Source organism: Streptomyces sp. NPDC002623, from assembly GCF_053592635.1.
This window is the reverse complement of the sequence record NZ_JBSFWB010000093.1, coordinates 1-6,159: the sequence shown is the minus strand read 5'-3', so window position 1 is coordinate 6,159 and position 6,159 is coordinate 1. Positions and strand designations below refer to the sequence as shown.

Below are 6,159 nucleotides of genomic sequence, written 5' to 3'. Positions count from 1 at the left end.
TCCCGCCCGGATCCAGCGCCCTGGGCATCCGCAGCACCAGCTTTCCGGTGTGCCTGGCCTGCGACATGAACCGGAACGCCTCCGGCGCCCGCCGCACATCGAACGACCGCACCGGCACCGGCTCCAGGACACCCGACCCGAACAGCGGCATCAGCGCCGCGAACAGCACCCGCATGTGCTCGGGAGCGACCGTCAGCAGGTCGTAGGGGAGGTACGCGGTCCCGGGGTGTTCGGCATGGACGGCGGCCGGATCGCGCAGATCGGTCTTGCCCATCTCCAGCAACCGGCCACCCTCGGCCAGCAACCGCAACGAGGCGTCCACGAACTCCCCGGCGAGGGAGTTCAGCACGACGTCCACACCCCGGCCGGCCGTGGCCGCCCGCACCCGCTCCTCGAAGTCGAGCGACCGCGAATCGGCGATATGAGCGTCGTCCAGACCGAGGGAGCGCAGCGTGTCCCACTTGCCGCGACTCGCCGTCGCGAACACCTCGGCACCCAGATGCCGGGCGATCTGCACCGCGGCCATGCCCACACCACCCGCACCGGCGTGGATCAGCACCGACTCACCCGCGCGGAGTGCGCCCAGCTCCACCAGCCCGTAGTACGCCGTCAGGAACACCACCGGCACCGACGCCGCCTGCTCCCACGACCACCCGTCGGGCAGCTTCGCCACCATGCGCCGGTCGGCGACGGCGTGCGGGCCGAACGCGTCCGGGAAGAGCCCGAACACCCGGTCCCCCACGACGAGTTCGGAGACTCCGGCACCGACCTCGGTGACGACGCCGGCGCCTTCGCCACCCATCGACGCGGCACCCGGGTAGACACCGAGCGCGATCAGGACGTCCCGGAAGTTGAGACCGGCGGTCCGGACGGCGATACGGATGTCGTGCTCGCCGAGGGGCCGTCGTGCGGTGTCGCCGTCGGGGAGGAGGGCCAGGCCCTCCAGGGTGCCGGTGCCCCTGGTCCGCAGGGCCCAGTCGCCGGGCGGCGGCGCCAGGACTCCGCCGTCACTGCGCCCACTGTCCTGGGTGTTGTGACTGTTGTGACTGTTGTGGCTGTCGTCGCTTCCTGCGCGCACGAGGCGGGGCACCTGCGCCTGTCCGTCCCGGAGCACCAACTGCGGCTCGCCGCTGCGGGCGGCCGCCTGGAGCAGTTGCGCGGACTCGGGGCTGTCGTCCGTGTCGACGAGGGTCAGCCTGCCGGGGTGCTCGCTCTGCGCCGAACGCACCAGCCCCCACACGGCAGCGTGGACGAGATCCGGCACCGCGTCGCCGGCCGACGCGGCCAGCGCGCCGTGGGTGACGACCACCAGCGGCTCGGGGCCGACGTCACCGGCGAGCCACTCCTGAACGCCCGCCAGCACATCGGCGGTCGCCGCCGACACCGCGTCCGCCAGCCCGACACCGTCCACGGCCGCGGTCGCGGGCGCGGGCGGGGGCGGGGCGCAGTCGAGGACGGCGAGCTCGCCGTGTGCGTCCGTTCCCGCGGGCACGTCGGTCAGGGCGACCGGAACCCATCGCATCCGGTAGAGGAACCCGGCCGTCTCGTCGCGGGCGGCGCCGAGCTGCTCGGGGGAGACGGGGCGCAGCACCAACTCCCTTATGCCCAGCACGGGTTGGCCGGTGCCGTCGACGGCGTGGATCGACAGTCGCTCGGGGCCGGTGACGGACAGGCGCAGCCGCAGGGCCGAGGCGCCACCGGCCAGCAGCGTGATGTCGTTCCAGGCGAACGGCAGCCTGAGCAGTCCGTCCTCGACTCCCGCGCCGGTGAGTTTCGCGGCGTGCAGCGCGGCGTCGAGCAGCGCGGGGTGGAGCCCGAACATGCTTGCCGACTGCGCCAGTTCGTCGGCGAGCGCCACCTCCGCGTAGACGTCGTCACCGAGCCGCCAGGCCGCCCGCAGCCCCCGGAAGGCGGGCCCGTAGCCGTATCCGCTCTCGGCCAGCTCCTCGTAGAAGCCGTCCAGGTTCACGGGCTGGGCGGCGGGCGGAGGCCATGCGGTCAGGCCGAAGCCGAAGGAGTCGCCGTCCGCAGTGGTGCCCGGCTCCGACTCCGACTCCGGCTCCGGCTCCGGCTCCGCGGAGAGGGTGCCGGTGGCATGCCGGGTCCAGGCAGCTCCCTCGCCCGGGTCTGCGTCGTCGGCGGTCTGGGGGCGGGAGTACAGCTCGACGCTGCGACGGCCGTCCCCCGGATCGCCGCCGATGACGACCTGCACCTGCACCCCGGCTCGTTCGGGCAGGGTCAGCGGTGCTTCGAGGGTCAGTTCCGTGACTCGGGAGCAGCCGACGGTGTCGGCGGCGTGCACGGCCAGTTCGGCGAGCGCCGAGCCCGGCAGCAGGACGGTCCCGGCGACGGCGTGGTCCGCGAGCCAGGGGTGGGTGCGTACCGAGAGCCGTCCGGTGAGCAGCATCTGGTCGGTTCCGGCGAGCGGGACGGCTGCCCCGACCAGCGGGTGACGACCGGCGGCGACACCGAGGCCGGCGGCGTCCGCGATCGGCCCGGAGGCGCTGTCGAGCCAGTAGCGGCTCCGCTGGAAGGCGTACGTCGGCAGCTCCACGGCACCGGATGCCGTCCCGTTGCCCACCCCGGTGAGGAGCGGCTCCCATCGGACGGGCGCCCCGGCCACGTGGATGACGCCCAGCGCGCCGACGGCCGTCTCCACCTCGGGTCGTTCGCGGCGCAGGATCGGAACGGCGGTGAGGTCGGCACCGGTGCTGGTCGTGGTGCCGACGCGGGTTCCGGTGCCGGTGCCGGTGCCGCTGCCGGTCCCGGTCCCGGCGTCCAGGGTGTCGCGGACCATCGCGGTCAGGACGCCTTCGGGGCCGAGCTCGAGGAAGGCGGTGACGCCTTCCGCGTCCAGCGCGGCAACCCCGTCGGCGAAGCGCACCGCCTCGCGCACCTGCCGCACCCAGTACTCGGGCGTGCGCAGCTCGTCGGGTGCCGCGATCTCCCCCGACAGGTTGGAGACCAGCGCGATGGTGGGCTCACCGTAGGAGACGGTGGTCAGGATCCGCCGGAACTCCTCCAGCATCGGCTCCATCCGCGCCGAGTGGAACGCGTGGCTGACGCGCAGCCGTCGCGTCTTGTGCCCGGCGTCCGCGAACCGGGCGGCGACGGCGAGCACCGGTTCCTCGTCCCCGGACAGCACCACCGAGGTCGGACCGTTCACCGCGGCGACGCATACGGCGTCGGCTCCCGGCACATCGTCCCGCCGTGCGGCGGCCAGGCCGTCCGACGCCTCCCGCTCGGAGACCGAGACGGCCATCATCGCTCCGCCCGTGGGCAGCGCGTGCATCAGCCGGCCCCGAGCGGCCACCACGACGGCCGCGTCCTGCAATGACCACAGACCCGCGACGTGAGCCGCGGCGAGTTCGCCGATCGAGTGCCCCAACAGGAACTCGGGCCGCACCCCGAACGACTCGACGAGCCGGTAGAGGGCGACTTCCAGGGCGAAGAGGCCCGCCTGGGTGAAGACCGTCTCCTTCAGCAGACCGTGCGTGTCGTCGGCTCCGAAGACGACGTCTCGTACCGAGTGGTCCGTGTACCCGGAGAGCTGCCGGTCGAGTTCGAAGATCGCGGCGTCGAACGCCTCGGCGAAGACCGGGAACGCCTCGCACAGCTCGCGGCCCATGCCCGGATGCTGGCTGCCTTGGCCGGTGAACAGGAACGCGACGCGTGCGTCGGGGCGGGCCGCGCCGACCACCAGGCCGGGCGCGGGCCGGTCCGCGGCGAGCGCGTCGAGCCCGGCCAGCAGCTCCTCGCGGTCGCGCCCGGTCACGACGGCGCGCTCCTCGAACACCGCGCGGGTGACGGCCAGCGCGTGCCCGACGTCGGCCGCGCCGAGTGCGTCGTCGGCCCGCACGAGCGAGGCGAGACGCTGCGCCTGACCGGCGAGGGCATGCTGCGTACGGGCTGACAGCAGCCAAGGCAGGACATGACCCCGGGCCTCGGGGTCCTCAAAGTCCTCGTTCCCAGCTCCGGGGCCGGCATCGACCTCGGCCCCGTCCTCGGTCTTGTCCTCGGCAATGGGCTCCGGGTCGGGGTCGGGTCCCTGTTCCAGGACGACGTGCGCGTTGGTCCCGCTCGCCCCGAAGGACGAGACACCCGCCCGGCGGGGACGGCCGGTGTCCGGCCACTCGTGCGCCTCGGTCAGCAACTCCACCGCGCCGGCCGACCAGTCCACGTGCGGGGACGGCGCGTCTACGTGCAGCGTCTGCGGCAGCACGCCTTCGCGCATCGCCATCACCATCTTGATGACGCCCGCCACACCCGCCGCGGCCTGCGCATGACCGATGTTCGACTTCAACGACCCCAGATACAAAGGACGTTCACCAGCGCCCCGCTCCTGCCCATAGGTCGCGATGATCGCCTGCGCCTCGATCGGATCGCCGAGGGTGGTGCCGGTGCCATGGGCCTCCACGGCGTCGATGTCCTGGGCGCTCAGACGCGCGTTGGCGAGCGCCTGGCGGATCACCCGCTGCTGGGACGGACCGTTCGGCGCGGTCAGCCCGTTGCTCGCACCATCCTGGTTCACCGCCGTACCCCGTACGGTCGCCAGGACGCGATGGCCGTTGCGCCGGGCGTCGGACAGCCGCTCCACGAGGAGAACACCGACACCTTCAGACCAGCCGGTCCCGTCCGCCGCGGCCGAGAACGCCTTGCAGCGCCCGTCCGGTGACATTCCGCGCTGCCGGCTGAACTCGACGAACAGACCGGGGTTGGTCATGACGGTGACGCCGCCGACGAGGGCCATGCTGCACTCGCCGCTGCGCAGCGCCTGACCGGCCAGATGCAGGGCCACCAGAGACGACGAGCAGGCCGTGTCCACCGTGACCGCGGGGCCTTCGAACCCGAACGTGTAAGCCACGCGGCCCGACACCACACTCGCCGACGAGCCGGTGCCGATGTACCCCTCCACCTCCTCGGGGACCTCGGCGAGACGGGCCGCGTAGTCGTGGTACATGACGCCGGCGAACACGCCCGTCTGACTGCCGCGCAGCCCGGCCGGATCGATCCCGGCCCGCTCGAACGCCTCCCACGACGTCTCCAACAGCAGCCGCTGCTGCGGGTCCATGGCCAGCGCCTCGCGCGGCGAGATCCCGAAGAAGCCCGCGTCGAAGTCACCCGCGTCGTACAGGAACCCGCCCTCGCACGCGTAACTCTTCCCGGGCACGCTCGGGTCCGGGTCGTAGAGGTCCTCCAGGTCCCAGCCCCGGTCGGCGGGGAAACCGGAGATCGCGTCCCGTCCCTCCGCCACCAGCCGCCACAACTCCTCCGGCGACTGCACACCGCCCGGGAACCGGCACGCCATGCCCACGATCACGACCGGATCCCCGTCCACCGCCCCACCACCGGCAGCAGACGGCCCACCCACAGCGACAGCCCCTGAACCCACCAACTCCGCACGCACATAGCGGGCGATCGCCGCCGGAGTCGGATAGTCGAACACCAACGTGGACGGCAACCGCAGACCCGTCACCGCACTCAACCGATTGCGCAGATCCACCGCCAGCATCGAGTCGAACCCGAGCTCCTTGAACGCCCGCCCCGCACCCACCGACTCCCCCGACTCATGACCGAGGACGGCGGCCACGACTCCGCACACGAGCTGGACCAACTCGCGCTCCTGTTCGGCGGGCGGCAGCGCCGCGATGCGCCGGGCGAGGGCGGAGGTCTCGTGGTCGTCGCCGACCGGAGCGGAGACCGTGCGCTTGGCAGCGCGGACCAGGCCGCTCAGCAGCGGCGGCAGCAGTCCGGCGGCGGACTGCTCGCGCAGCGCGTCGGCATCGAGGCGGATCGGCACGCTCAGAACGGGGGCCGTCGGGGCGAGGGCGGCGTCGAAGAGCGCGAGACCCTGCTCCTCGGTCAGCGGCACGATCCCCCTACGAGCCAGGCGGGCCGTGTCCGCGTCGGCCAAGTGCCCGGTCATCCCGCTGGCCTTCTCCCAGAAGCCCCAGGCCATGGACGTGGCGGCCAGCCCGTCGGCACGGCGGACCTGCGCGAGCGCATCCAAGTAGGTGTTGGCCGCCGCATAGTTCGCCTGACCGGGGCCGCCCAGGATCCCGGAGGCGGAGGAGAAGAGGACGAAGGCGGAGAGGTCCAGGTCGCGCGTCAGCTCATGCAGATTGACCGCGCCGTCCACCTTCGCCCGCAACACCTTGT

General features: G+C 72.8%; 1 protein-coding gene. It reads right to left on the bottom strand.

Going from position 1 to position 6,159, the window contains the following annotated elements; genetic code table 11:
- A partial coding sequence (locus ACWD4O_RS48550; protein ID WP_451289567.1) for a beta-ketoacyl synthase N-terminal-like domain-containing protein occupies positions 1–6,159 on the bottom strand: 6,159 nt, incomplete at both ends.